Source organism: Rhodoplanes sp. Z2-YC6860 (genome assembly GCF_001579845.1).
In the GTDB taxonomy this organism is placed as follows: domain Bacteria; phylum Pseudomonadota; class Alphaproteobacteria; order Rhizobiales; family Xanthobacteraceae; genus Z2-YC6860.
In genome coordinates this window covers 1,532,638-1,557,397 of the sequence record NZ_CP007440.1, presented here as the reverse complement: position 1 = coordinate 1,557,397, position 24,760 = coordinate 1,532,638, and the positions used below count along the sequence as shown (strand labels likewise).

Here is a 24,760-nt window from a genome sequence, read left to right as displayed (position 1 = left end):
GCGGCATTACCGCCGCTTCCTTCCGCCGCCCGGCGCCCTCAGTTCGATCCAGACCGGCGCATGATCGCTGGCATTCGGCGCGCCGCGAACCGCGCGGTCGACGCCGGCGCTGCTTAGACGGTCGGCGAGCTCCGGGCTCAGCAGCAGATGGTCGAGACGCAGGCCCGCATCGCGCTCGAAGCGGTGGCGCATGTAGTGCCAGAACGTGTAGACGCGCTCGCCCGGATGGGTTTCGCGGAGTGCGTCGGTCCAGCCCTGCTTGACGAGCCGCGCATAAGCGGCCCGGCTCTCGGGCTGCACCAGCGCATCGTCGTCCCAGGACTTGGTCGGGTAGATGTCGATCTCGGTCGGCGCGACATTGTAGTCGCCGGCCAGCACGGCAGGCACCTTTTCCCGCAACAGCTTTCCGGCGTGCTGATGCAACCGCTTGAACCACCGCAGCTTGTGGTCGAACTTCGGACCGGGCTGCGGATTGCCATTGGGCAGATAGAGACAGCCGATCAGAACCCCTTGAACGGCCGCTTCGATGTAACGCGCTTCGGTATCGGCCGCGTCGCCGGGCAGCGCCGTCCTGGTCAGCACCGGTGCGCCGACGCGCGAGAGGATCGCAACGCCGTTCCAGGTCTTCTGTCCCTTCCAGACGGCGTGGTAGCCGGAATCCTCGATGGCTCCCGACGGAAACTCCGCGTCGGTGCATTTCAACTCCTGAAGGCAGACCACATCCGGCCGCGCCGACATCAGCCAGGCGCGCAGGTTCGGCAGACGCTTGTTGACGTTGTTGATGTTGAAGGTCGCGATCTTCACGCGGCGCAGCTTAGCGCCTTCAGGCGAATTGTGCGCCGATCTGGGTGGCGTTGCGCCACTTCACGAAGCAGCGACGGCCCTGACCGCCCTGCGACAGCACGATCACGAAGTCATTGGGAACGCGCAGCGCCGGATCGACGGCAATCCGCACGCCGGTGTCGGAGACGTCGAGCACCCGGCACGTCCGCATGGCGAAGCCGCCGTCGAGCCTGAGCCAGCCGGTCGCACCCGACTTCACGCGCGCGGCGCGGCGCTTGTTGCCCGGATAGCGCCCCGTCGTGCTCGAATCGACTTGTCTGCGTCCAAAAGCCATGACCGTCCGTCACTTCCGGCAAAATGCGCGGTGTCCCCCTTTTTTACTTTGCCGTCGCAATCATTGACCCATCGTCAACATGCCGAGCCAAACCTGCCGAAAAAGCCCGATATCGAGCGGCGGCGCACGAGTTCCATGCCAGCAAAAAGCCCCCGCCAACCGGCAGGGGCTCGAAGCGACAGAACCGCAAAACTCAGAGCTGGCCGTAACGCCGCAACACCTCGCGGCAGGACTCGCCCACCCGGGTGCTGACCGAGGCCAGCGTCGCCCCACAGCGGAGCAGATTGGTCATGCTCATGCTGGTGTCGGAACGGTCGCAATATCTTGCTGCGGCGGGCTTGCAGGGCGCGAGCTCCTTCACGTCGAGCGCGCTGGCTCCCGTCGTCATCAGTCCACCAAGCAATAGCGCAGCAAGCAGGCATTTCTGCATTTCGTCAGGTCCCCTCTGGGTCTTTGATATGACCGGGCCTGGCGATGCGAAGCAAAGTCCCCCGGCGGGCGCCTTACAGCGAGCAAATGTGTCCTGAGTGCGACGCACGGCCGCACGGCGAAAAGGTTCCTGCGGCGAACTCCGATTTTTTCAGGCTCGAACGAACGCTGCGGCCTCCCGCCCTGCGATCCGCCCGAACACGAAAGCACGCAGCACCGACACGGCGTTCGGCGCCGTGTCGTAAAAATGCCCGGTCATCTCGCCCGCGGCATAGAGGCCGGGAATGGCGATTCCACCCCGTAAAACCCGGGCTTTTGCGTTGGTCGCAAGGCCCCCGAACGTGTAGGCGATGGCGCCGATCAACGGCCAGGCGAGGAAGGGCGGCTCGGCGATCGCGCGCGCCCAGTTCGACTTCGGCGGCAGGAGGTCCGGCGCGCCTGCGAGACCATCACAAATTGTTGCGTCGAACGCTTTGGGATCGCCGCGGCAGGCCGCATTGTAGGTCGCGACCGTTCGCGCGAGGCCATCGGCATCGACGCCGATCATGCGAGCGAGCTCCGCGAGGGTTTGAGCCTCGTGGGGCGGAACCTCGGAGCGCGTGGCCCGCTGCCAGTCGGGGATCTGCCGCACCCGGGCGTCGAGGATCGCGAACGCCACGCGGCCGGGCACCGAGAAATGCAGATGCCGGGAGAAGTGCTCCCAGGTCTCATGGACGAGGCCTGCTCCTTCGTCGAAGAAGCGCTGGCCGTTCCGATCGACAACGATGCCGTATGGATAGAGCAGCACCACCGGTGCCTGATTGTTGCTTCGAGGGTCCACGGGCTCGATGTGCATGCCATCGCGCTCGCCGGAGAAATCGGCGCCGAGATCGAGCGCCATGCGGATGCCGTCGCCGGTGTTGAAGTGCGCGCGCGGCGCGAGCAGCGGCACCGCCTCGCCGCCTGCGCCGAAATGTTCGCGCATCATCTCGCGATTGCCCTGGAAGCCGCCGCAGGCGAGCACGACGGCGGCGGCCGACAGCATCTCGCCGTCGGCGAGGCGCACGCCCCGCACCGCGCCGCTCTCGATGACGAGAGATTGCACCGCGCAGCCGAAGCGGAAGATGACGCCGGCCTCGCGTGCGGCCCGCGTCAGCTCGCGATGGATGGTCTCGCCGCCACCGACCGGCTGGATGCGTGGCGGGCCCTTCGCCAAATAATAGACCGGCTGATGAAACGGCACGCCATGCGCCGCGATCCATTGCACCGTCGCGGGGGCGTGATGCGCCAGCGTTGCGAAGTATTGCTCATCGCCGCGAAAGCGTGTCGCCTCGAGCATGTCGTGGACGAAGCTCGGCTCGACGCGGTCGACCGCGGCCATGCGCATGTAGGACGGCGTGAAGCGCGTGTTGCCGCCGGCCTCGGGCTCGGGGGCCTTGTCGATGAGGGTGACGGTCGTGGCGAGATTTCCGGCGCGCGCCTCTTCGGCCGCCGCGAGCGCGGCCGAGAGCCCGGCCGCCCCCTGCCCCACGACGACGATATGTTTTGTTTTCCCACTCAAGTTGCCAAGCACTCAGGTTTCATCGCCGAGCTTGACCCGGCGATCCATGACCCTGGTCCAGCGACGGAAGCCTCACGTAACACCATCTTCAACCGCAACACTTGCTGGATGCCTGGGTCAAGTGTTTAGCCCGGGCCCGACACCGGTGATGTTGCAGGATCTGTGCATCAATTTTGACGGCGTGCCACAACGGAGTATAGGAGCCACCTGTCCAGCACAGGAACACCGCTATGGCCGAACCGTTTCCCGACCGCCTGTCCGTCAATCCGGGAAGCCCGTACTACAACGAGGAAATCCTCAGGCGCGACGTCGGCATCCGCTTCAACGGCAAGGAAAAGACCAACGTCGAGGAATATTGCATCAGCGAAGGCTGGATCCGCGTCGGAGCCGGCAAGGCGAAGGACCGCCACGGCAACCCGCTCACCATCAAGCTCACCGGCGGGGTCGAGCCGTATTTCAAGGATGAGGATAAAGAGTAGCGCGGAGGTTCCGGTTTCCATCTGAACCGAACGCAGCTTCCGTCCGACCCAATCAAAAGGGTCGAACAACCATGCCGTCTCTGCTCGCCGAGCTTGCCGATTGGCACCGCCGCCATTGCGACGGGGAGCGCGAGCATTGGTACGGCATCACCATCCAGACCACTGACAATCCCGGCTGGTGGATGAAGGTCGATCTCACCGGGACCGCGCTTGCGGGGCGCGGCTTTGACCGCGTGGCCGAAGGTGTCGACGACAACGGCCATCCCAACACGCCGCGATGGCTGCACTGCCAGGTGAGCGGTCCGATCTGGCACGGCGCCGGCGACGCGTCGCGGCTGGAAGAAATCGTGTCACGCTTTCTACGCTGGACCGATCAGGCTTAATGAAAACTTAATGCAGCACCGGCCGCTCGGTGACCACACGCAGCTGAATCCGGCCGATCAGTCCGCGCCGCTCCTCCTCGGCTTCGGCGAGTTGCGCCTGGATCTCGCGCGCGGTGCTGCGATTGGAGCCGGCCAGCACGATGCCGCCCATCAGCGCGGCGGCCGCAGCCAGCAACGTCACCGGATCGAGCGCGATCACGCCGAAGATCCCAGCGGCGAGCAGCACCGCGCCGAGCCCCATCGCGGCCAATGCCGCACCCGAATACTTGCGGCAGGTCTCGAGCTTCAACGTCAGCTCCTCGATGAGCTGTTCGAGGCGGGCGATCTCGGAATGTGGCTCGGAATCGTCGGGCGCGAACTGGTCCATGTGACATTTTACACAGCACGCGCAAACCGAAGCGACAATTTCGAAGCTTTGTGACGCGGATCACAGGGACGGACCGTAGCGCGCATTAACACAACCGACAGTCGGGGCTGTTTTCAAGGAGACCCTCATGATTGCCATTTCGAAGAAAATTTGCATCACATGCATCGCCGGGGCCGTCTTGCTGGCCGGCGTTTTCCTGCTGCTGCCGAAGGGCGCTCGCAACGGCGATGCCCTGGCGAGCCCTGCCAATCCAGCGACCTCTCAATCGGGCCAGACGGCCGCGCCGGATCAGTGGAAGAACCTTCCGCCAGACCCGCTGTCGCCGGATGGCGTCAGCCCGACGTGGCTGACCCGCTAGGCGCGAACCGAGTCAGCGAGAAAACCAAACTGGGTGGGCGTGGCGCCTTGGTGCCGCGCCCTGGAATTCACGGGCAGAGTCTTCGATGGGGCGTGGTCGGCTTGACCGCGCGGCTGCGCAGGTCAAGATGCGGGCCGCGTGGTGCTGCCGAATAATCCTGCCCAAGGCTTTTTCCCGGATGGAATGGAATCTCTCGACTGACGTCGTGGTCATCGGCGCGGGCGCGGCCGGCCTTGCAGCCGCCGTTTCGGCGCGCGACCACGGCGCCGACGTCATTGTTGTCGAGGAAAATTACGACATCGGCGGCCACGCCATGCTGAGCGGCGGGCGGGTGCAGCTTGGCGGCGGCAACGCCATGCAGAAGAAACACAACATCAAGGACACGCCCGATCAGGTGTTCGCCGACTGGGTGAATTACCGGCGTGGCGACAGCCGCTACAACGACCGCGATCTGGTGCGCACCTTCGCCGACGAATGCGTGCCGACGTTCCAGTTCCTGCTGGACAACGGCGTGACCTTCATCGACAAGCCGATCGTCACGCCGGACGCCGCGACCGTGCCGCGGGTGTTCGTCACCCATGAATGGCATGTCCCGAGCGAGGTTGTCGCGCCGCGGCGCAACCGCAACGGCTCCGGGCTCGTTCGCAGGCTCGCGGAGAGCGCGCGCAAGAAGGGCGCGCAGATCCTGCTCAAGCACGAGATGACACAGATCGTGCGCGATCCAGGCAAGGGCTCGAAGGTTCGCGGCATCGTCGCGCAAGCGGACGGCAAGGTGATCGCGATCGAGGCCAAGAAGGGCATCGTGATCGCGACGGGCGGGCACACCGGCAACGTCAATTTCCGGCGTATGTTCGATCCACGACTCACCGAGGAGTACCAGCAGGCCGGCCTGCCCTACTCGTTCCAGGGCGCCGACGGTGAGATCGCCGCGATGGATATCGGCGCATCGCTGTGGGCGACCGGCACGCAGACCAGCGAAGTGGGCCCCGCCATCACCAAGACGCGCCATGTCGGCACCCGCTGGGGCTATCTCAGCCTCTACTACGAGACCGACAGTCCGATCTTCCACCTTTGCAAGGCCACCGGGCTCACGGTGACGGACTGGCACGAAGCGATCCTGGTGAACCAGTTCGGCCAGCGATTCTGGAACGAGCTCGACAGCGGTTACGACTTCATCAACGCGGCGCTAGCCAACCATGGCGACAAGAACAAGCTCAACGGCGGCGGGCCGATCTGGGCGATCTTCGATGCCGACGCAGTGAAGCGGCAGAAGTGGAAGCCCGAGCCGCCGCATGTCGATCCCGACGGCTATTTCGCCAGCGCCGATACGATCCACGAACTCGCGGGAAGGATCAAAAACCCGTACCAGAAACAACCGATCCCGGGCGACGCCCTGCAGGAGACGGTGAACCGCTACAATTCGTTCGTGACGTCCGGCGTGGACAGGGACTTCAACAAGCCGACGCCGCTGCACAAGATCGCGACGCCGCCGTTCTACGCGGCCTGGGCCACGCCGATCCTGCACGACTCGCTGACGGGATTGCGCACCGACACGCATGGCCAGGTGATCGACACCCGCGGCGAGGTGATCCAGGGGCTTTACTGCGCCGGCGAATCCCAGGGCGGCTTCGCCCAGCACGGTCTCGGCCGCTGCCTGGTGTTCGGCCGGATCGCCGGCCGCCATGCCGCGCAACGGAATTCTTAAGGGAGTAAGGCCGTGAGCGACACAGATACGATCAGCCTCGCGGTGTGGGACGTGCCGATGCCGGTGACCGCCGGCGAAAAGTTTACAATCAAGGTCGGCGCCAAGTCGTCATCCCGGCGCGAGCTTGACGGCTACCGTGTTGCGGTGACCGATGCGTTGGGCGCCCTGGCAGCGTCCGGCGCACTGGGACAAACGCCGCTCCCCGGCACCGAGGCGCTGTACTGGACCACACTCGAGGTGGCGGCGCCGACACGGCAGGCCAACGAATACGAGGTGCGGCTGATACCCGGCGCAACCATCGATGAGGCCGTCGCGACACGCTTCAGCGTCGCGATGGCGCCAAAACCCGAGCATAAGCTCCGCGTGACGGTCACCGAGCGGGATTCGGCAGAAGCGCTCGGCGATGTCGAGATCCGGCTTGGCCCGTTCCACGCACGCACCGACAAGAGCGGCCGCGCCGAGCTGCAGTTGTGCAAGGGCGATTACCAGCTCCAGCTCTGGCGCACCGCGCATATCGCTCAGCCACAGCCCGTCAGCATCAAAGGCGACACGAGCCTCGAGCTGACCATGGTGCATGTGCCCGAGGAGCATCCGGACGCGCGCTGGGTGCGGTGACTCAGGCGAACTAGACCCGTTCGATGCCCGCCTTGGCGATGATGTCGCGATAGCGCTGCACGTCGCTTTCGATGCGGCGGCGCAGCCCGTCGGGACCGTTGGCGATGGTCTCGAAGCCGAGCGAACGCAGCTTCTCGTGAAACGCCGGTTCTTTCAGGCAGTCGATCGACGCCTTGGCGAGGCGCTCGACGATCTCCGCTGGCGTGCCGGCCGGCGCCAGCATGCAGTGGAAGGTGTCGACCACGAAGTCCTTGTAACCGAGCTCGATCATGGTCGGCACGTCGGGCATGTCGTGCCAGCGCTCCGGGCCGGTGACCGCAAGCGCGCGCAGCGCGCCGCTCTTGATGCTTGGATGCGCGCCGGGCAATGACGCGCAGCCGACCGGCACGGTGCCGCCAAGCACCGCCTGCACGGCCGGCCCGCCGCCCTGATAGGGCACGGGCGTCATGCTGACGCCTTCGATGATCTTGAGCAGTTCGCCCGCAAGATGCGGCGTGGTGCCAAGCCCGGCATGGGCGTAGCTCAGCTCGTGGGGCTTCGCCTTGGCGCGCGCGATCATCTCCTTGATCGAGGTGATGCCCGAGGCGGGCGCGGCGATGAACACGTTGGGCGAGGTGTCGAGCTCGGCGACCGGCGCGAAGTCTTTGAAAGCGTCGTACGGGACCTGCTTGTACAGGCTCGGATTGACCACGAAGGCGCTCGACGTGATCAGCAACGTGTAGCCGTCGGGCGCGCTGCGCGCGACCGCGACGGTGCCGAGATTGGAGCCTGCGCCGGGCCGGTTCTCGATCACGAAGGTCTGGCCGAGCGCATCGCCGAGCTTCACGCTCATCAGCCGCGCCGTGATGTCGCTCGGACCGCCGGCCGCGAACGGCGCGATGATCTTCACGGGACGATCCGGGTAGCCAGTCGCTCGCGCAGGCCGGCCCGGCAGCGCTGCGCCGAATGCGAGCGCGCCTTGCAGCACCGATCGCCGCGTAAACTTGTACGCCATGGCCGTCTCCATCCCTGCTGCGCCGCTGTTTTCTGCGGTCGCTATATCCGCGGTGTTAGCCGTCGCGCAGCGGCAGCGTCACCGGCATGCCGATCCGCATCGAATGCTCGATCGCGAGCGTCGCTTCCAAGGTCAAGCGGGCATCCTGCGGCGTTGCGAGCGTGCACGGCTTTCCCATCGAAAGATGATCGAGCCAGGCGCGCGTCTCGTTCGCGATCGGTCCCCAGAACTCGCCCAGCGCCCAGTCGCCGGGCGTGCCGCTCTGCAGGAACACCATGTTGACGTTGTGATCGGGCAGATAGACGTGCGGCACGCCGGTCTCGCTGTACATCAGTTGATCGGTGTGATCGTCGTCGAGAATGAGAACGCCGCCCGTGCCGACCACCTCGACTCGCGCGGCATGGCCGAGCGCGGGGTATTTCTCCGGCAGCGCGTAGCTCACGCCGAGATTGACCACGGCGCCGTCGTCATAGGTCAGCACCGCGTAAGTCACGTCCGGCACCTCATGGCCGGCAGCCTTCAGCACGCCGGTCTGACCGCGGGCATAAATCTCGACGAGCTTGCGGCCCTCGAAGAGCCAGTTCATCAGATCGACATAGTAGGTCAGCGCATCGACCACCGGCGTCGCGTGCGGATTGCGCTTCAGCATCGCCAGCGCCTGGGACCGCGAGTTGAACACGCGGGCCGCGCCGCCGGTCAGCGTGCCGAGGCGGGCCTTCACCACCTGCTCCTTGGCGATCTGGTAGCGTTCCTTGTAGCGGCGGCTGTAGCCGACATGCATCTGGCCGCCGAATTTCTTCAGCGCCTCGAGCACGCGGTCGGCCTCCCGCACCGTGAGTGCGATCGGCTTCTCGACCAGCACCGGCTTGCCGCGCTCGAGCGCCGCGAGCATCGGCGCGACGTGCTCGCCCTCGCTGGTGGAGACGATCACGGCGGTAACGTCGGGGTCGTCGATCACCGCGAGATTGTCTTTGCCGTGGGAGCGGCCGCTCACGGTCTTGGCGAGCTTCTCGGCGTTGGCCGGGTCGAGGTCCGACACCGCGATGTGGTTCACTGCCGGATGGCCCGCGGCGAGCCGGGCGCGCAACGTGCCGATCCGTCCCGATCCGATGATGCCAAGACCCACGCCGCGCGCCTTGTTCATCGTCTCTCCCTCAGTCTTTTTTCGTTGCGCAGGCGCTCTGGTATTCTCGACGAAAATCCTATGCGGCGGCCGCGGGAGTGTAAACGACCGAAAGGGCGGCCCTGCCGGACCGCCCTTTCCAACCGCAAGAACGAAGACTCTGCTATTCGGCCGCGACCCGTGTCACCGGCTCGACGGCCTCGACTCGCGCAGCGCAGAACTTGAACTCCGGAATCTTGCCGAACGGATCGAGCTTCGGGTTGGTGAGCAGGTTCGCCGCCGCCTCGACGTAGGCGAACGGGATGAACACCACGCCATCCGGCACAGCATCATCCATGCGGGCCTGAAGCTCCACGCTGCCGCGCCGTGTCGAGACACGCACCATGTCGCCCGGGGCAATGCCGAGCCTCTCGATGGTGCCGCGCGAGAGCTGCGCGATCGCCGACGGCTCGATGGCGTCGAGCACGGTGGCGCGCCGCGTCATCGAGCCGGTGTGCCAATGTTCGAGCTGGCGGCCGGTCGAGAGGATGAACGGATACTCCGTGTCCGGCACCTCGTCGGGCGGCTGCAGCTTGGTCGCGACCAGCTTGGCGAAGCCGCCCGGCCGCGGGAAGCCCTTGTCGAACACCACGTCGCGGCCCGGCTGGTCCGGCGCGTCGGTCGGATAGGTGACGGCGCTTTCGCGCGCGACGCGCTCCCAGGTGATGTTGTCGAGTGCCGGCATCATCGACGCCATCTCGTTGAAGACGTCGCCGATGTGCTTGTAATTCCAGCCGCAGCCCAGCCGGTTGGCGATCTCGGTGATGATCCAGAGGTCCTGACGCGTGTCGCCGGGAAGCGGGATCGCCTGACGGCCCATCTGCACCTGACGGTTGGTGTTCGTCACCGTTCCGTCCTTCTCAGGCCAGCCGGATGCCGGCAGCACCACGTCGGCGTAGACGGCGGTCTCGGTGAGGAAGAGATCCTGCACCACGAGATGCTCGAGGTGCGCCAGCGCCTGCCGGGCATGATTGAGATCGGGATCGGACATCGCCGGGTTCTCGCCCTCGACGTACATGCCCTTGATCTCGTCGGCGTGGACCGCGTTCATGATCTCGACGACGGTCTTGCCGCGCTTCGGCGGCAGCTTGACGCCCCATGCCTTCTCGTACTGGCCGCGGACTTCCGGGTCCTCAACCGACTTGTAATCCGGGAAGAACATCGGAATGAGGCCCGCGTCGGACGCGCCCTGCACGTTGTTCTGACCGCGCAGCGGATGCAGCCCCGTGCCGGGACGTCCGATCTGTCCGGTGATCAGCGCGAGCGCGATCAGACAGCGTGCGTTGTCGGTGCCGTGGGTGTGCTGCGACACGCCCATGCCCCAGAAGATGATGGCGCTCTTGGCCCGCGCATAGGCGCGCGCCACTTCGCGGAGCGTGTCGGCCTCGATGCCGCAGATCGGCGCCATTTCCTCCGGCGTGAACTGCTTGACGTTCTCCTTCCAGGCGTCGAAACCCTCGACGTAGGTCTGGATGTACTGCTGATCGTAAAGCTTTTCCTCGACGATCACGTTCAGCATGGCGTTGAGCATCGCAACGTCCGTGCCGTTCTTGAACTGCATCATCTTCCAGGCGTGGCGCTTGAGCGCCTGGCCGCGCGGGTCCATCACCACGAGCTTCGAGCCGCGCTTGGCCGCCTGCTTGAAGAAGGTCGCGGCGACCGGATGATTCTCGGTCGGATTGGCGCCGATCACGATGATCAGGTCGGAGTTCTTGCACTCGTTGAAGGTCGCGGTGACGGCCGCGGAGCCGACGCCCTCCAGCAGCGCCGACACCGACGAGGCGTGGCAGAGCCGTGTGCAGTGGTCGACATTGTTGGTGCCAAAGCCGGTGCGGACGAGCTTCTGGAAGAGATAAGCCTCCTCGTTCGAACCCTTGGCCGAGCCAAAGCCAGCCAGCGCATCGGAACCGTCACGATCGCGGATTTTCTTCAAGCCGCCGGCGGCGCGATCGAGCGCCTCTTCCCAGGTCGCCTCGCGGAAATGCGTCCACGGGTTCATCGGATCGATGAACTCGTGCGGCACCTTCGGCACGCCGTCCTTGCGGATCATCGGCTTCATCAGGCGCTGCGGATTGTGCACGTAGTCGAAGCCGAAGCGGCCCTTCACGCACAGCCGGTTCTGGTTCGCCGGGCCGTTCTTGCCTTCGACGGCGACAATCTTGTCGTCCTTGATCTGGTAGGTGAGCTGACAGCCGACGCCGCAATAGGGACAAACGCTGTCCACGGTGCGGTCGGGCTTGCCCTTGTAGACGTTCTTGTCGTCGACCATGGTCGCGGGCATCAGCGCGCCGGTCGGGCACGCCTGCACGCATTCGCCGCAGGCGACGCAGGTCGAATCGCCCATCGGGTCGTCGAAGTCGAACACGATCTTCTCGGTGTGGCCGCGGCCGGCCATGCCGATCACGTCGTTGACTTGCACCTCGCGGCAGGCGCGGACGCAAAGGTTGCATTGGATGCAGGCGTCGAGATTGACCGCCATGGCGACATGGCTGCGGTCGGGCGCGGGCACCTCGTCCTTGTCGCGCTTGGGGAAGCGGCCGGCCTCGAGCTTCTGGCGCTTGACGATCTTCCAGAGCTCGCTGTCCGGGTCGTGCGCCACTTCGATCGCAGGCTGGTCGGTGAGAAGAAGCTCGGCGACCATCTGGCGCGCGGTCTTGGCGCGGTCGGTCTGCGTCTTGACCTTCATGCCGGGCGCCGGCGTGCGGATACAGCTCGCGGCGAGCACGCGCTCGCCCTCGATCTCGACCATGCACACGCGGCAGTTACCGTCCGGCCTGTAACCAGGCTTCGGCGTGTAGCAGAGGTGCGGCAGCTTGATGTCGAGCCGGCGCGCGGCGCGGAAGATCGTCTCGTCGTCGCGGATGTCGATCTCGCGGTCGTCGATGAAGAAGGTGTTGGGTTTTGTGTCGGTCATGCTTCGATCTCAGGCGTCTCGATCACCAACGCCCCAACGGCTTCTTCAGCTCGTCGGGGAAAAATTTCAGCACGCAGAGCAGCGGGTTCGGCGCGGCTTGGCCGAGGCCGCAGATCGAAGCATCGCGCATCAGCGTCGACAGCTCGTTGAGCAGCGCCTCGTTCCACGGCCCCTGCTCCATGAGCTTGGCGGCCTTTTCGGTGCCGACGCGGCAGGGCGTGCACTGGCCGCAGCTTTCATCCTCGAAGAACCGCATCAGATTCAACGCCACAGCCTTGATATCGTCCTTCTCCGACAGGATCACAACCGCGTGGGAACCGACGAAACAGCCGTATTTTTCCAGCGTGCCGAAGTCGAGGGGCTCATCGGCCATCGAGGCCGGAAGAATCCCGCCTGACGCACCGCCCGGCAGATAGGCCTTGAACGTTTCGCCGTCCGCCATGCCGCCGCAGTGCTCCTCGATGAGCTCGCGCATGGTGATGCCGGCCGGTGCGAGCTTGACGCCGGGGTTCTTCACCCGGCCCGACACCGAGAAGCTGCGAAAGCCCTTGCGCTCATGGCGGCCCTGTGAGGTCACCCATGCGGAGCCCTTTTCGATGATGTCGCGGACCCAATAGAGCGTCTCGACGTTCTGCTCGAGCGTCGGGCGGCCGAACAGACCGACCTGCGCGACGTAGGGCGGGCGGTGGCGCGGCAGGCCGCGCTTGCCTTCGATCGATTCGATCATCGCCGATTCTTCGCCGCAGATGTAAGCGCCGGCGCCGCGGCGCATATGGATTCTGGTGTAGCTGTCGAGGCCCGCGGCTTCTAGCTTCTCGATCTCCTGCTCCAGCATCAGCCGGATCTCGGGATACTCGTCGCGCAGATAGATGTAGACCTCGGCGGCTTCGACCACCCAGGCAGCGATCAGCATGCCTTCGAGGAAACGGTGCGGGTCGAGGCCGAGATAGTGCCGGTCCTTGAAGGTGCCGGGCTCGCCCTCGTCGCCGTTCACGGCCATCAGCCGCGGACCTTTTTCGGCGCGGACGAACTGCCACTTGCGGCCGGTCGGAAAACCCGCGCCGCCGAGGCCGCGCAGCCCCGCGTCGCTGACGGTCTTGATGAACTCGTCGCGCGTGCGCTTGCCGGCCAACGCTTCCTCGAACAGCTTGTAGCCGCCGTTCGCGCGATAGCCGTCGAAATCGGTGCCGGGCTTCAGCGCATGGGCGTGCGTGTTCGGCGTCGCAAGCTTTTTCACCGCCTCGTTGTTCGCCCTGTTCACCTGCACATGGCCAACGGCGCAAACCGGCGCATGATCGCAGGCGCCCATGCAGGGCGCGCGAACCACGCGCACACCGGTGCCGAGCAGCTTCGGCAGGTCGTTCAGGAGATGCTCCGCGCCGGCCATCGCGCATGAGAGGGAATCGCACACCCGCACCGTGACCGGCGGCGGCGCGGTGTCGCCCTCCTTCACCACGTCGAAATGCGCGTAGAAGGTCGCGACCTCGTAGACCTCGGTCTGGGCGAGCCGCATCTCGAAGGCGAGCGCCGCAAGATGCGCCGCCGAGATGTGCCCGTATTTGTCCTGGATCAGATGCAGATGCTCGATCAGGAGATCGCGCTTGCGCGAACGGTCGATGAGCAGCGCCTGGACCTCGGCAAGCGCCTGCGGATCAACCTGGCGGCCTTTGGGGGTACGGCGGGCTTTGCGGCGGCGCGGTTCCGCGCCATTGCCGCCGATGCGCGGCGGCGGATTCTGGACGTTCATCAGTGGCTCCGATCGCCTCAGAATTGAACTGATCTAAGGCGTCGCGCAACGCAACAATTCCCATGCTGCGATAGAAAAAATCGATCACGCGGCCCCTGTTTACAACGCGAGACTTGAGTATCATTTGCGGCCTATGATACTAAGCTGTTGATTAGGAACGGTTTTCGTTTCTCATGTTAGACAAGCTCGACTTCATCCTGGCGCTCGCTCGCGAGCACCACTTCGGCCGCGCCGCCGAGGCCTGCGGCGTTACGCAGCCGACGCTGTCGGCGGGCGTGAAGCAGCTTGAAGAGCAGATGGGCGTGCTGCTGGTGAATCGCGGCTCGCGGTTCCAAGGCTTCACCCCGGAAGGCGAGCGCGTCCTCGACTGGGCACGGCGCATTGTCGGCGACGCGCGCTCGATGCGCGAAGAGATCAACGCGCTGCGCCACGGCCTCAGCGGACAGTTGCGTATCGCTGCGATCCCGACCGCACTGCCGATGGTTGCGGCGTTGACCACGCCCTATCGCGAGAAGCACCCCAACGTGCGCTTCACGATCTATTCGCGCACCTCGATCGAGGTGCTCGATCTGCTCGGCAATCTCGAGATCGACGCCGGCATCACCTACATCGAGAACGAGCCACTGGGCCACGTCACCGCAGTGCCGCTCTATCGCGAGCGCTATCGCCTGCTCACCTCGGCCGACGCGCCGCTCGGCGACCGCCAGACCGTGACCTGGGCCGAAGTCGCGCAGGTGCCGCTCTGCCTGCTCACGCCCGACATGCAAAACCGCCGCATCATCGACCGGCTGCTGCAGCGCGCCGGCGTTGAGTCGCGTCCGACGCTGGAATCGGATTCGATGATCCTGCTCTACTCGCATGTCCGGACCGGCCGCTGGGCGAGCGTCATGCCGGCGAAGCTCGCCGAGACGCTGGGGTTCACCGACGCGATCCGCGCCATTCCGATCATCGATCCGGAAGCGGTACAGACCATCGGTCTCGTTGCGCCGGCGCGTGAGCCGATGATGCCCACGACAGCGGCGCTGGTGGAGGAGGCACGCCGGCTCGCGCCGCAGCTCGACGGTCTTAATGTCGCAGCAAGGGGTTCCCGGCCGTAATAACCGTTGGATTGAGCCGATAGGCAGATACTATCGAATCCAGCGGCGCCCGATGCCCAGCGGGATGCTCCTCGAACGGACTCCATGATCGAAAAACTGGAATACCTGATCGCGCTCGCCCAGGAGAAACATTTCGGCCGCGCCGCCGAACTCTGCGCCGTGTCGCAGCCGTCGCTGTCGCTCGGCCTGAAGCAACTCGAAGAATCGCTCGGCGTCCTGCTGGTGCAGCGCGGCTCGCGTTTCATCGGGCTCACGGCCGAGGGCGAGCGCACGCTGGAATGGGCGCGCCGCATCGTCGGCGACACGCGCTCCATGCGGCAGGATATCAGCACGCTGAAACGCGGGCTCACCGGCCGCCTGCGCATCGCCGTCGTCCCCGCCGCGCTCCCGATGAGCGCGAGGCTGACCGGGCCGCTTGCGGCGCGACATCCGGGGGTGCAGTTCACCATCCTGTCGCGACCCGCTCACGACATCCCGCCGCTTCTGGAAAATCTCGATATCGACGCGGCCGTCACCTACGTCGACATGGCAAGACCCAACGGCTTCCGCGCTATTCCGCTTTATCGCGAGCGCTATCAGCTTTTGACCACGCAGGATTCATCACTAGCCCTGCTCGAGACGGTAACCTGGGAAATGGTTTCGCGGCTGCAGCTGTGCCTGCTCACACCCGACACCGAGAACCGGCGCATCATCGAGGGGCTGCTGCGCGGCACCGGCGAGAATCCATGCATCATGCTCGAATCGGACTCGATATCGGTGCTGTTCGCCCATGTGCGAACCGGCGCGTGGGTCAGCATCGTGCCCGACAAGATTGCGCAGTCGACACTGGTCAACGAGAGCGATCTCAGGGCCATCCCAATCGTCGAGCCGGAGGCGGTGCACACCGTAGGCCTGGTGATGCCGGAGCGTGAACTGACGACGCCGCTTGCCACGGCGCTGGCCACGCAGGCCCGGCTGACAGCATCCGAACTTCTGCACTGATTGCCTAGACTTTAGTCGGGGGCAGTTTTTTCGATTGGATTGTGGCGGCGGCCCGACTCCGCTCGCGCCCTTATTTTATCGATGTTTGCGAGAAGCCGTGTTCTGGCCTGTGAAATATTGATAGGAAAAAACTATCGATACATAAAATTTTTGCCTTGATTCAAGGTAGCCCGCTCCGGTGTTTTTCTATCACGAAGAACACCAAACAAAAGCGGGGAGACGTCTCATGACTGCCGTAGGACAAGCCATGCCCGGTGTGGGCACCACGACCGGCCTGCTCGACCGCGAGCGCATCATCGCCAAGGCCGGGTTCAACCGCTGGCTGGTGCCCCCGGCCGCGCTCTGCATTCATCTGTGCATCGGCATGGCCTATGGCTTCAGCGTGTTCTGGCTGCCGCTGTCGCGCTCGATCGGCCTGACGCAGACCAAGGCATGTCCCGACATCACCTTGTGGCAGGAACTCTTCACCACCTCCTGCGACTGGCGCGTCGCAAGCCTCGGCTGGATGTTCACACTGTTTTTCGTGCTGCTCGGCATTGCGGCCGCGATCTGGGGCGGCTGGCTGGAGCGCGTCGGCCCGCGCAAGGCGGGTGTCGTCGCAGCGCTGTGCTGGTGCGGCGGGCTGCTGCTCGGGGCGCTCGGCGTCTACGCCCACCAGCTCTGGCTGATGTGGCTCGGTGCCGGCGTGATCGGCGGCATCGGGCTGGGTCTCGGCTACATCTCACCGGTGTCGACGCTGGTGAAGTGGTTTCCCGACCGGCGCGGCATGGCGACCGGCATGGCGATCATGGGCTTCGGCGGCGGCGCTATGATCGGCGCACCGCTCGCCGACATTCTGATGAACACCTTCAAGACGTCCACCTCAGTCGGCGTCTGGCAGACCTTCGTCGCGATGGCCGCGATCTACTTCTGCTTCATGATGATCGGTGCGTTCCGCTACCGGCTGCCGCCGGCAGGCTGGCGCCCGGACGGCTGGACGCCGCCGGCCGCATCGAACGCGATGATCTCGCAGTACAACGTGCACCTGAAGGACGCGCACAAGACACCACAGTTCTGGCTGATCTGGTGGGTGCTGTGCCTGAACGTATCGGCCGGCATCGGCGTGATCGGTATGGCCTCGCCGATGCTGCAGGAGATTTTCGCCGGCAGTCTGATTGGCCAGGTTGGAGTGAAGTTCAACGCCCTCACACCTGAGCAGCGCACCCAGATCGCGGCGATCGCCGCGGGCTTCGCCGGCCTGCTGTCGCTGTTCAACATCGCAGGCCGGTTCTTCTGGGCGTCGCTGTCGGACTACATTGGGCGCAAGAACACCTACTATACGTTCTTCATCCTCGGCATCGCGCTCTACGCGTCGGCGCCGTTCTTCGCCTCGATCGGCAGCAAGGCGCTGTTCGTGCTCGCCTTCGGCATCATCCTGTCGATGTATGGCGGCGGCTTCGCCACCGTGCCAGCGTACCTCGCTGACATGTTCGGGACGCAGTTCGTCGGCGCGATTCACGGCCGGTTGCTCACCGCGTGGTCGACTGCCGGAATCATCGGCCCGGTGGTGGTGAACTATCTGCGCGAATTTCAGCTCGCCGCTGGCGTGCCGCGCGACCAGCTCTACAATTCGACGATGTATGTGCTGTGCGCCATGCTGGTCGCAGGCCTGATCTGCAACTATCTCGTCAAACCCGTGGACCCGAAGTGGCACATGAGCGCCGACGAGGTGGCGAAGCTGCAGGCCGCCAGCGCCCAGAACCAGGCCGGCACGCCGTCGGGCTCGTTCGGCATCGGCAAGGGCGGATTCGACGCCCAGGCCGCGCTGTTCTGGGCCTTTGTCGGCATTCCGCTGTGCTGGGGCATATGGCTCACGCTCAAGAGCGCAATCCGCATTCTCTGATCGACGAACCGGGAAAGATCAAAATGTTTCGAACCAGGATCACCACAGTGGCCGCAGTCTTGCTGTCGGCCACGATCATCGCTGTACCGGCGCTGGCTCAGACGGCTGCGCCCGCGCCCGAACCGAAAAAATCCAGGCTCACGCTGACGCGCGAGAAGATCAAGGAGATGCGGGCGAAGTGGAAGGCCAACCGGCCGAAGCTCAAGGCCTGCCGCGCCGAGGTGAAGAAGAAGGGCCTGACCGGCGACGACCGCTGGTTCTTCATCTCGGGGTGCATGGAGAAGGCGTGACCGGGCTTCCGTGTGCCGGCCATGCTGGCGCCGTTCCCTTCGCGGGGAGCGGCGCCTTCGTTTAAGACCAGCCCCCGCACCGCCTTGATGGCCGGTGCCGCATAACGCAGAATTTGGGCGTCTCTCAAAACCGGGAACGCCATGTACATTGCCGACACCAAGCGCCTGACCCACGACGGCGCCAAGAAAATGATGGCCGTTGCCGTCGACGAAGCCCGCAAGGCGGGCATCGCCATCGCGTGCTGCATCGTCGATGCCGGCGGACACGTCGTGATCCTGGAGCGGATGGACGGCGGCCGGTTTCACACGCTGCATTCCTGCACCACCAAGGCGGTGTGCGCGGCGTCCAACAAGCGGCCGACCACCGCCAAAGGCGCAGTGGGCCAGGACCTTGATGTGACACATGCGATCGGGCTCGCACTCGCGGCAGGCCCCGAGCGCTGGACCGCCATGGAGGGCGGCGTGCCGATCCTCAGCGATGGCGAGTGCATCGGCGGCGTCGGCGTCAGCGGCGGCGACTGGCAGACCGACCAGAGGATCGCCCAGGCCGCGGTCGAATCTATCGGCGCGAGCTGGAAGTGACCGCAATGGCAACTCCTGTTCGCGTCGCGTGCATTGGAATGGGCTGGTGGTCGGATGTGCTCGCCGACGCCATGAAGCGCTCGGACAAGATCGAGATCGTCGCCTGTCATACGCGCTCCGAAGACAAGCGCTTGGCGTTTGCCAAGAAATACGGCTGCAAGCCGATCGCGAGTTATGACGACGTGCTGGCCGACCGTTCGATCGAAGCGATCATCAACACCACGCCAAACGACGTGCATCTGGCGACCACCAGCGCTGCAGCCGCGGCCGGCAAGCATGTGTTCCTCGACAAGCCAATCGCCAACAGCGTGTCCGAAGGACGCGCCATCACCGAGGTGTGCCGCAAAGCCGGCGTCATCCTGGGGATGGGCTATCAACGCCGGCGCGAGAGCCATTTCCGCTGGGTGAAGAAGCAGATCGAGGCCGGCTTGTTCGGCAAGCTGGTCAATGCCGAAGCCAATATCAGCCGCGACCGGCTCGGCAAGATCGATCTCAGCTCGTGGCGGTATCAGGCCGCCGGCATGCCGGGCGGTGTGATGCTGCAGATCGGCATCCACTACACCGACGTGCTGACCTATCTGATGGGGCCGGTCAAAGCTGTGCGCGGGCAGTTCGCGCAGCTCGTGCTGCCCGGTGACAACCCCGATGTCGCGAGCCTCATTCTCGAACACGAGAGCGGCGCGCTGTCGACGCTGAACGCGAGCTACGCCTCCGCGTCGGAATATTACCTGATGAACATCTACGGCAAGGACGCCACCGCCTATTACGACATGCATGGCGGGCTGCGGCTGCTCAAACGAGGCGAGGACAAGCCCGCGCCGGTCTCGACCGCGAAGAACGACACGTTCGTCGAAGAGCTGGAAGAGTTTGCCGCGGCCGTGCGCGGCGGACCCAAGCCCGAGGTCGGCGGCGAATACGCGACGGAGTCATTGGCGGTCGTGCGCGCAGGCATCCTGTCGGCACGCGAAGGCCGGCGCGTCGAGGTGGCGGAGGTTTTGAAGAACGATTGAAACATGACCCCCACCCCGACCCTCCCCCTTTCAGGGGGAGGGAGCAATCGCGGCACGAATCCCGCTCGATGAAGGTTTGGGAGAAACGTGCCGCACGACCTTCCTCCCCCTGAAAGGGGGAGGAATGAGGTGGGGGTCATCGAGAACAAGCGGAGGAGACGATGAAGTCCCGTTTCGGATTCTCGGTGATTTGGGCCGCCGGCGCACTCGCCACTTTGCTGGCTTTCCCGGCAACCACACAGGCCCAGGACTATCCCAGCCATTCCATCACGGTGATCGTGCCGTTCCCGGCCGGCGGCCCAAGCGATGTCATCGCGCGCATCGTCACCGACCAGATGGCAAGGACGCTCGGCCAATCGATGGTGATCGAGAATGTCGGCGGCGCGGGCGGCGTGATCGGCAGCGGCCGCGTCGCGACCGCACCGGCCGACGGCTACACGCTGCTCGCCGGCAGCATGGGCTCGCATGTCGCCGCGCCGGTGCTGACGCCGAACATCCGCTACAACCCGCTCGACTTCACGCCGATCGGACCGACCGCGCATTCGCCGCCGATCATCGTGGCTCGTAAGGATTTCCCTGCGAAGGATCTCCACGATTTCGTCGCCGACCTCAAGGAGCAGGGCAACGGCTTCAAGGAGGCCCATGGCGGCATCGGCTCGTCGTCGCACATGGCGTGTCTTTTGTTCAACGCCGCGACCGGCATCAAGCCCACGCTTGTGGCCTACCGCGGCAGCAATCCCGCGATGAACGATATGATCGGCGGACACGTCGATTTCTTCTGCGAGCAGTCGGTCAGCGTGATCGAACAGATCAAGTCCGGCACCGTCAAAGCCTACGCGGTGGCGGCCGCCGAGCGGCTCGCCTCGCTGCCGGAACTCCCCACCGCCACCGAGATGGGCGTGAGCTACGTCATGAGCATCTGGGCCGGCATCTTCGGACCCAAGGGGCTGCCGGCGCCGGTCGTGACGAAGCTCGCGGACGCGCTCGACAAGGCGCTGGACGATCCGGGTGTGCGGATGAAGATCAACGCACTCGGCGGCTCGATCCCCGGCAAGGCCGAGCGCAACCCGGCCGCGTTCGATGCCTATGTCAAAAGCGAAATCGAACGCTGGGAACCGATCCTGAAGGCCACCGCCGAACCGCCGAAATAGCTTTCGACATCCGCCACGATCGCACCGCCCGCCGCCTCACACTTCCGCCAAGGTTGTTGTCGCACATACGCGCGCCGCGAAGCCGCGGCGCACGACGGGGAAACCATGACCACACGACGGGATGTGATCGCCGGCGCAGCCGCGCTGGCGGGCTTTGGGCTGTTGGGGGCGAACCGCGCGCAGGCCGGCCTGCCGGATACGCTCAAGGCAGAACTGACCCGCATCGAGCTTGAAAGCGGCGGCAGGCTTGGCGTCGCGGTGCTGGACACGGGCTCCGGCGCACGCGTCGATCATCGCGGCGACGAGCGCTTCCCGATGTGCAGCACGTTCAAGCTGCTCGGCGCGGCCGCGGTGCTCAAGCGCGTCGACGGCGGCCAGGAGAAGCTCGAGCGCCGCATCGTGTTTTCGGCCAAGGACATCGTGGCCAATTCGCCCATCACCGAGAAGCACGTCGGCGGCGACGGCATGACGCTCGCCGAGATCTGCGAAGCCGCGATGACGGTGAGCGACAACACCGCCGGCAATCTCATTCTCAAGAGCCTCAGCGGGCCGAAAGGCATCACGGATTTCGCGCGCACGCTCGGCGATTCCATGACCCGGCTCGATCGTTTCGAGACCGAGCTGAACGAGGCCCTGCCCAGCGACCCACGCGATACCACGACGCCGCTTTCGATGCTCGGCAACGTGCAGAAGCTCGTGCTCGGCGACGCGCTGTCGGCAGGCTCGAAGGACCAGCTCACCAAATGGCTTCTGGCCAACAAGACCGGCGACACGCGGGTCCGCGCCGGACTGCCGGCCGGCTGGCGCACCGGCGACAAGACCGGCTCGGGCGAGCGCGGCACCACGAACGATATCGGCGTGCTGTGGCCGCCGGACGGCGGCGCGCCGATCGTGGTGACCATCTATCTCACCGGCACGCAGGCATCGGCGGAAAACCGCAACGCGACTCTTGCCGCTGTCGGCCGTGCGATTGTGTCGAGCGGCAAGCGGAGCTGACAGGACTAAAACCGGTCCCACACCGGCTGCGGCCCAAACCGCTCGGCCAGGAAATCGATGAACACGCGGGTCTTGGCCGCGAGATAGCGGTTCGGTGCGTAGACCGCATAGATGCCGAGCCCGGTCGGCTCGAAGTCCGGCAGCACCACGGCGAGCTTCTTGGCCGCGATATCCGGGCCGATCAGGAACGTCGGCAGCAGCACGATGCCGTTGCCGTTCAGCGCCGCGGCGCGCAGCACGTCGCCGTTGTTCGAACACAGGCACGACGTGACCGGCACCGACAGCGTCTCACCGTTCTGCGTCAACTCGAAGCGCTGTGCCGCCTGAGAGTGGCCGAAGCTCAAAGCCCGGTGATGGACGAGATCGCCCGGCGCCTTCGGCACGCCGTGTGCCTTCAAGTAAGCGGGCGAGGCCGCGAGCACACGCCGCGCCGGCGCGAGCTTTCGCGCGATCAGGCTTGAGTCCGGCAATGCGGCGATGCGCACCGTGATGTCGACACCCTCCTCGATCGGATCGATGAAGCGGTCGTTGAGAATGAGCTCGACGCGCAAATCCGCATAGGCCACCATGAACTCGGCGATGGCGGGGCCGAGATAAAGCGTCCCGAACGACATCGGCGCATTGATCTTGAGCTGTCCCTTCGGCTCGTCATGCAGCCGCGACACCGCGCTCTCGGTGCTCTCGACGTCCGAGAGGATTCCTGTGACGCGCTCGTAATAGACGCGGCCCGCCTCGGTCGGCGTGACGCGGCGCGTGGTGCGATCGAGAAGCCGCACGCCAAGAAGCTGCTCGAGTTCGGTGACCGCCTTGCTCACCGCCGACCGCGTCAGTCCCATCCGGCGCGCGGCCTCGGCGTAGCTGCCGGCGGCGACCACGCGGGCGAAGGCGCTCATGGCGTCGAGTTTGTCCATGTTTCCCGATGTGGCTATATTGTATCCATTTTGGAACCAGAATGTTCCATACATACAGAATTGTCGTTATTCAATCAACGACCTACGTTTCAAACCGACGACGGGGCCACCATCACGGCCCACAAATCGGGAGATCAATCATGCTGAACCACCGCAAAGCCGAAGAGCGCGGACGCGCCGATCTCGGCTGGCTCGACAGCCGCCACACCTTCTCATTCGGCCACTACTTCGACCCGGAACACATGGGCGTGGGTCCGCTGCGCGTGATCAACGACGATCGCGTGGCGGCGGGCGCGGGCTTTCCCACCCATCCGCACAGCGACATGGAGATCATCTCCTACGTGCTGGAAGGCGGGCTGGCGCACCGCGACAGCATCGGCACCGGCTCGGTGATCCGGCCGGGCGACGTGCAACGCATGTCGGCCGGCACCGGTATCCGCCACAGCGAGTTCAATGCATCGGACAGTGAGCCCGTGCACTTCCTGCAGATCTGGATCATTCCGGAAAAGGACGGCCTTGCGCCAGGCTACGAGCAGAAGACCTTCGACGCCGAGAGCAAGCGCGGCAAGCTGAAGCTGGTCGGCTCGCGCGACGGCCGCGACGGCTCGGTGACGATCCACCGCGACGTCGATCTCTACGCCACCCTTCCGGGCGACGGCGGCACCGTCACCCACAAGCTTGCCGACGGCCGCATCGGCTGGGTGCAGGTGGCGCAGGGCACCGCGACGCTCAACGGCGAGGAGCTTCGCCCGGGCGACGGCGTGGCGCTCGATGCCGGTGACGCGATCAAGCTGACCGGCACCTCGGACGATGCCGAGATTCTGCTGTTCGACATGGCCGCCTGACCGCGGTCGACTGGCGGCCCGCAAGGCCGCCAGCTTTTTTTTGCGACTTGAACCCACGTCAACCCCAAGGAGACCGACCATGCCCAACTTCACCGACCTTCTGACGCCCGACAACAGCCAGGTCCTGTTCATCGATCAGCAGCCGCAGATGGCCTTCGGCGTGCAGTCCATCGACCGCCAGACGCTGAAGAACAACGTGGTGGCGCTCGCCAAGGCCGCCAAGATCTTCAACGTGCCGGCGACGATCACCACCGTGGAGACCGAAAGCTTCTCCGGCCATACTTATCCCGAGCTGCTCGCGGTCTATCCGACCCACAAGATTCTCGAGCGCACTTCGATGAACTCCTGGGACGATCAGAACGTCCGCGATGCGCTGGCCGCGACCGGACGGAAGAAGATCGTGGTGTCGGGACTGTGGACCGAGGTCTGCAACCTGATGTTCGCGCTCTCCGCGATCAAGGATGCGCAATACGAGATCTACATGGTGGCCGACGCCTCCGGCGGCACGTCATCCGACGCGCACAAATATGCGATGGACCGCATGGTGCAGGCCGGCGTGATCCCGGTGACCTGGCAGCAGGTGCTGCTCGAATGGCAGCGCGACTGGGCGCGTAAGAAGACTTACGATGCCGTCATCGGCCTGGTGCAGGAGCATTCCGGCGCCTACGGCATCGGCGTCGACTACGCCTACACGCTGGTGCACAAGGCACCGGAGCGCGTGAAGCACGGCGAACGGATTGGACCCAATCCGGCGAAGTGAGCGGGCTCACAACAGATGAGGCGCCCCGTGGGCGCCTCATCGCCTCGCTACTCGTCCGCCTCCCACCGCACGGATTGGCATTCGATCAGATACAGATTCTGCGTTTCGTCGTGCGACTCGTACTTCGTCCAGACAACAACGACGCGGAGCACCGGACCGGGCCGCTCTTCGAGCTCGAGAATTTCGCCGTCGTCACCGGACATGACGAGCTCAGCGGCGGCGTTGCCATCGATGACGACCCGGCGCACGTCGTCAAGGACCAGCGTGCCGTTGATGACATCCTCGCCGTCGTCGACGGCGACATCCTCCACATGAAGGGCATAACTCGTCCCCTCGCGCTCGATGCCGGCGATGACGGCATCGTGGAATGACAGGCTCTTCGGTATCATGCTTCCCCCAAAGCGAAGCCCCGCCAAAAGCGGGGCTTCCTGACTTGATCACGAAG

General features: G+C 65.1%; 26 protein-coding genes. 15 read left to right on the top strand and 11 right to left on the bottom strand.

Going from position 1 to position 24,760, the window contains the following annotated elements; all coding sequences use genetic code 11:
* Nucleotides 1–6: 6 nt before the first annotated feature.
* From RHPLAN_RS07200 to RHPLAN_RS07185, 4 genes are all read right to left on the bottom strand, one after another.
* The gene (locus tag RHPLAN_RS07200) at nucleotides 7–804 is read right to left on the bottom strand and encodes an exodeoxyribonuclease III (protein WP_068015327.1); all 798 of its coding nucleotides are present in this window, start codon (nucleotides 802–804) and stop codon (nucleotides 7–9) included.
* A gap of 19 nt (nucleotides 805–823) precedes the next feature.
* Nucleotides 824–1,117, bottom strand: coding sequence for a PilZ domain-containing protein (locus RHPLAN_RS07195; RefSeq protein ID WP_068015323.1), 294 nt, complete (start codon nucleotides 1,115–1,117; stop codon nucleotides 824–826).
* A gap of 193 nt (nucleotides 1,118–1,310) precedes the next feature.
* Complete coding sequence (locus tag RHPLAN_RS07190; protein WP_157100119.1) at nucleotides 1,311–1,547, bottom strand: hypothetical protein; 237 nt, start codon at nucleotides 1,545–1,547, stop codon at nucleotides 1,311–1,313.
* A gap of 150 nt (nucleotides 1,548–1,697) precedes the next feature.
* Nucleotides 1,698–3,086: an FAD-binding protein gene (locus RHPLAN_RS07185; RefSeq protein WP_198164749.1), complete on the bottom strand. Its 1,389-nt coding sequence runs from the start codon at nucleotides 3,084–3,086 to the stop codon at nucleotides 1,698–1,700.
* 230 nt (nucleotides 3,087–3,316) lie between these two features.
* On the opposite strand from RHPLAN_RS07185, the gene RHPLAN_RS07180 reads away from it, so the two are divergent.
* The gene (locus RHPLAN_RS07180) at nucleotides 3,317–3,565 is read left to right on the top strand and encodes a DUF3297 family protein (protein ID WP_068015314.1); all 249 of its coding nucleotides are present in this window, start codon (nucleotides 3,317–3,319) and stop codon (nucleotides 3,563–3,565) included.
* Nucleotides 3,566–3,636: 71 nt separating this feature from the next.
* Nucleotides 3,637–3,948: an Imm53 family immunity protein gene (locus tag RHPLAN_RS07175; protein ID WP_068015311.1), complete on the top strand. Its 312-nt coding sequence runs from the start codon at nucleotides 3,637–3,639 to the stop codon at nucleotides 3,946–3,948.
* 7 nt (nucleotides 3,949–3,955) lie between these two features.
* Here the strand turns inward: RHPLAN_RS07175 and RHPLAN_RS07170 are convergent, their stop codons facing one another.
* Entirely contained in the window at nucleotides 3,956–4,315 is a 360-nt protein-coding gene (locus RHPLAN_RS07170; RefSeq protein WP_068015309.1) for a hypothetical protein, read from the bottom strand.
* Nucleotides 4,316–4,442: 127 nt separating this feature from the next.
* Between RHPLAN_RS07170 and RHPLAN_RS07165 the strand changes: the two genes are divergently transcribed.
* The 3 genes from RHPLAN_RS07165 (at nucleotide 4,443) to RHPLAN_RS07155 (ending at nucleotide 6,993) form a co-directional block, all read left to right on the top strand.
* The gene (locus RHPLAN_RS07165) at nucleotides 4,443–4,673 is read left to right on the top strand and encodes a hypothetical protein (protein ID WP_068015306.1); all 231 of its coding nucleotides are present in this window, start codon (nucleotides 4,443–4,445) and stop codon (nucleotides 4,671–4,673) included.
* 178 nt (nucleotides 4,674–4,851) lie between these two features.
* On the top strand, nucleotides 4,852–6,378 hold the full coding sequence (locus RHPLAN_RS07160) for an FAD-dependent oxidoreductase (RefSeq protein ID WP_068015304.1): 1,527 nt from the start codon (nucleotides 4,852–4,854) through the stop codon (nucleotides 6,376–6,378).
* A 12-nt stretch (nucleotides 6,379–6,390) separates the two neighbouring features.
* Entirely contained in the window at nucleotides 6,391–6,993 is a 603-nt protein-coding gene (locus tag RHPLAN_RS07155) for a hypothetical protein (protein ID WP_068015301.1), read from the top strand.
* A gap of 10 nt (nucleotides 6,994–7,003) precedes the next feature.
* Here the strand turns inward: RHPLAN_RS07155 and RHPLAN_RS07150 are convergent, their stop codons facing one another.
* The 4 genes from RHPLAN_RS07150 to RHPLAN_RS07135 form a co-directional block, all read right to left on the bottom strand.
* Entirely contained in the window at nucleotides 7,004–7,987 is a 984-nt protein-coding gene (locus RHPLAN_RS07150) for a Bug family tripartite tricarboxylate transporter substrate binding protein (protein ID WP_068015299.1), read from the bottom strand.
* A gap of 55 nt (nucleotides 7,988–8,042) precedes the next feature.
* Nucleotides 8,043–9,131 (bottom strand): Gfo/Idh/MocA family protein, encoded by a 1,089-nt coding sequence (locus RHPLAN_RS07145; RefSeq protein WP_068015295.1) that lies wholly within the window; start codon nucleotides 9,129–9,131, stop codon nucleotides 8,043–8,045.
* Between the two features lie 142 nt (nucleotides 9,132–9,273).
* Nucleotides 9,274–12,063 carry a formate dehydrogenase subunit alpha gene (gene fdhF, locus RHPLAN_RS07140; RefSeq protein WP_068015293.1) on the bottom strand — a complete coding sequence of 930 codons (2,790 nt, stop codon included), beginning with the start codon at nucleotides 12,061–12,063 and terminating at the stop codon, nucleotides 9,274–9,276.
* 22 nt (nucleotides 12,064–12,085) lie between these two features.
* Complete coding sequence (locus RHPLAN_RS07135) at nucleotides 12,086–13,810, bottom strand: NAD(P)H-dependent oxidoreductase subunit E (RefSeq protein WP_068015290.1); 1,725 nt, start codon at nucleotides 13,808–13,810, stop codon at nucleotides 12,086–12,088.
* A gap of 173 nt (nucleotides 13,811–13,983) precedes the next feature.
* Here RHPLAN_RS07135 and RHPLAN_RS07130 point away from each other — a divergent pair, with 173 nt between their 5' ends.
* The 8 genes from RHPLAN_RS07130 (at nucleotide 13,984) to bla (ending at nucleotide 21,799) form a co-directional block, all read left to right on the top strand.
* Entirely contained in the window at nucleotides 13,984–14,907 is a 924-nt protein-coding gene (locus tag RHPLAN_RS07130; RefSeq protein ID WP_068015287.1) for a LysR family transcriptional regulator, read from the top strand.
* Nucleotides 14,908–14,991: 84 nt separating this feature from the next.
* Nucleotides 14,992–15,888, top strand: a complete 897-nt coding sequence (locus RHPLAN_RS07125) for a LysR family transcriptional regulator (protein ID WP_068015285.1) — start codon at nucleotides 14,992–14,994, stop codon at nucleotides 15,886–15,888.
* A 226-nt stretch (nucleotides 15,889–16,114) separates the two neighbouring features.
* Nucleotides 16,115–17,770 (top strand): OFA family MFS transporter, encoded by a 1,656-nt coding sequence (locus RHPLAN_RS07120; RefSeq protein ID WP_068015282.1) that lies wholly within the window; start codon nucleotides 16,115–16,117, stop codon nucleotides 17,768–17,770.
* A gap of 23 nt (nucleotides 17,771–17,793) precedes the next feature.
* Nucleotides 17,794–18,060, top strand: coding sequence for a PsiF family protein (locus RHPLAN_RS07115; RefSeq protein ID WP_068030752.1), 267 nt, complete (start codon nucleotides 17,794–17,796; stop codon nucleotides 18,058–18,060).
* Between the two features lie 141 nt (nucleotides 18,061–18,201).
* Entirely contained in the window at nucleotides 18,202–18,642 is a 441-nt protein-coding gene (locus tag RHPLAN_RS07110; RefSeq protein ID WP_084244465.1) for a GlcG/HbpS family heme-binding protein, read from the top strand.
* Nucleotides 18,643–18,647: 5 nt separating this feature from the next.
* Complete coding sequence (locus tag RHPLAN_RS39105) at nucleotides 18,648–19,652, top strand: Gfo/Idh/MocA family protein (RefSeq protein WP_157100118.1); 1,005 nt, start codon at nucleotides 18,648–18,650, stop codon at nucleotides 19,650–19,652.
* Between the two features lie 161 nt (nucleotides 19,653–19,813).
* On the top strand, nucleotides 19,814–20,803 hold the full coding sequence (locus RHPLAN_RS07100) for a tripartite tricarboxylate transporter substrate-binding protein (protein WP_068015276.1): 990 nt from the start codon (nucleotides 19,814–19,816) through the stop codon (nucleotides 20,801–20,803).
* A 105-nt stretch (nucleotides 20,804–20,908) separates the two neighbouring features.
* Entirely contained in the window at nucleotides 20,909–21,799 is an 891-nt protein-coding gene (bla, locus tag RHPLAN_RS07095) for a class A beta-lactamase (protein ID WP_068015274.1), read from the top strand.
* A 5-nt stretch (nucleotides 21,800–21,804) separates the two neighbouring features.
* On the opposite strand, the gene RHPLAN_RS07090 is transcribed toward bla, so the two are convergent.
* On the bottom strand, nucleotides 21,805–22,710 hold the full coding sequence (locus tag RHPLAN_RS07090) for a LysR family transcriptional regulator (RefSeq protein ID WP_068015270.1): 906 nt from the start codon (nucleotides 22,708–22,710) through the stop codon (nucleotides 21,805–21,807).
* A 140-nt stretch (nucleotides 22,711–22,850) separates the two neighbouring features.
* On the opposite strand from RHPLAN_RS07090, the gene RHPLAN_RS07085 reads away from it, so the two are divergent.
* The gene (locus tag RHPLAN_RS07085) at nucleotides 22,851–23,555 is read left to right on the top strand and encodes a pirin family protein (RefSeq protein WP_068015268.1); all 705 of its coding nucleotides are present in this window, start codon (nucleotides 22,851–22,853) and stop codon (nucleotides 23,553–23,555) included.
* Nucleotides 23,556–23,634: 79 nt separating this feature from the next.
* Nucleotides 23,635–24,315 (top strand): hydrolase, encoded by a 681-nt coding sequence (locus RHPLAN_RS07080; RefSeq protein ID WP_068015265.1) that lies wholly within the window; start codon nucleotides 23,635–23,637, stop codon nucleotides 24,313–24,315.
* A gap of 47 nt (nucleotides 24,316–24,362) precedes the next feature.
* On the opposite strand, the gene RHPLAN_RS07075 is transcribed toward RHPLAN_RS07080, so the two are convergent.
* The gene (locus tag RHPLAN_RS07075) at nucleotides 24,363–24,731 is read right to left on the bottom strand and encodes a hypothetical protein (protein ID WP_157100117.1); all 369 of its coding nucleotides are present in this window, start codon (nucleotides 24,729–24,731) and stop codon (nucleotides 24,363–24,365) included.
* Nucleotides 24,732–24,760: the final 29 nt, after the last annotated feature.